Below are 1,224 nucleotides of genomic sequence, written 5' to 3'. Positions count from 1 at the left end.
TTCCTTTATCTAAAAGCGACCGCATTTCACCAGCTTTAATGCGTGCATCTTTGAGTGACATATGAGGGTAGGTGCCCAAGTCTAAGCGTTCAGCTTTTCCAGCAAATCGATATCTCAACTGGAATACAATTTTACCTTTAGGTGAGATTCTGACACTCATTGAATCCCGATCTGCTATTTCTTCAACCTTATCACGTGCCTTGCCGTTATTAGCTTTTAGCCACACTTCAGTTAAAGCCATAGTCCACCTGTGTACATAATTTTGGTCAAGTAAGAGATAAGTGCGAATATGTACACGTATGTGTACATAATTCTGTCCTAAAATGTCTTAGTGTGTCTATATTAAAAATGGGGGAAATATTGAGAAATAAGGCTTTTATTGTAGTTTTTGTCTTAGTATGTCTTGGAGTGGCTAAATGGCATTAATTCTTTTGAACGATTAATGCCATAGTTGTTCCATATAAGCCATGACCCTGAGAGGCTTGTCAGGGTCAGTTACACAAAAAGTGAAGTCTTATTTTTGTTCAAGCCAAGCAGGTAATGCTGCCATAACTTGTCCAAACTTCTCGTTAAGTGGCGCGCCACCTTGTGCTAAGTCAGGTTTACCACCACCTTTACCACCTAACTCGGTCGCTAAATGTTTGATGATGTCACCTGCTTTTAGATTTGCAGTGTATTGCGACGCGACTGATGCAAGCAGGCTGACTTTGTCACCCTCTACACCTGCTAACACAATCACTGCGTTCTCTAATTTTGATTTTACACTGTCATGTAAGTTGCGAAGCGCTTTGGCATCAACACCCTGAACAGTAGTAATAAGCGTTTGACGACCAGCAATAGTTTGAACTTGGTCAATCAAATCAGCCGCTTGGAAGTTTGCCAATTTTTGGTTGAGTTGTTCAATCTGCTTTTGTAATGCAGAAACCAATTCTACATTGGCTTGTACACGCTCAACCGTTTGGTCTTTCTGTGCTTTTAATAAGCTATTAATGTGCTGGATATCATGATCAGCTTTTTGTACTACTTCTAATGCTTTAGTACCGGTCACTGCTTCAATACGACGTACGCCGGCAGCTACACCACCTTCAGAAGTGATTTTGAATAAACCAATATCACCTGTACGTTTTACGTGAATACCGCCACAAAGTTCGATTGAGAAGTTTTTCTCGTCAATGACTGAGCCCATAGAGAGCACACGAACTTCATCACCGTATTTTTCACCGA

2 protein-coding genes are annotated in these 1,224 nt (G+C 40.8%); both read right to left on the bottom strand.

The window, feature by feature from the left end; genetic code table 11:
* The coding region (locus tag VXQ92_RS19155; RefSeq protein WP_416682867.1) for an Arm DNA-binding domain-containing protein at window positions 1–241 on the bottom strand (241 nt) is incomplete at its 3' end.
* A 273-nt stretch (window positions 242–514) separates the two neighbouring features.
* A partial coding sequence (locus VXQ92_RS19150; protein ID WP_416682866.1) for a DHHA1 domain-containing protein occupies window positions 515–1,224 on the bottom strand: 710 nt, incomplete at its 5' end.

The sequence above is a fragment of the Acinetobacter sp. 228 genome (assembly GCF_048147885.1).
The sequence above is the reverse complement of the archived record's forward strand: the minus strand, read 5'-3'. Positions and strand labels throughout refer to the sequence as shown.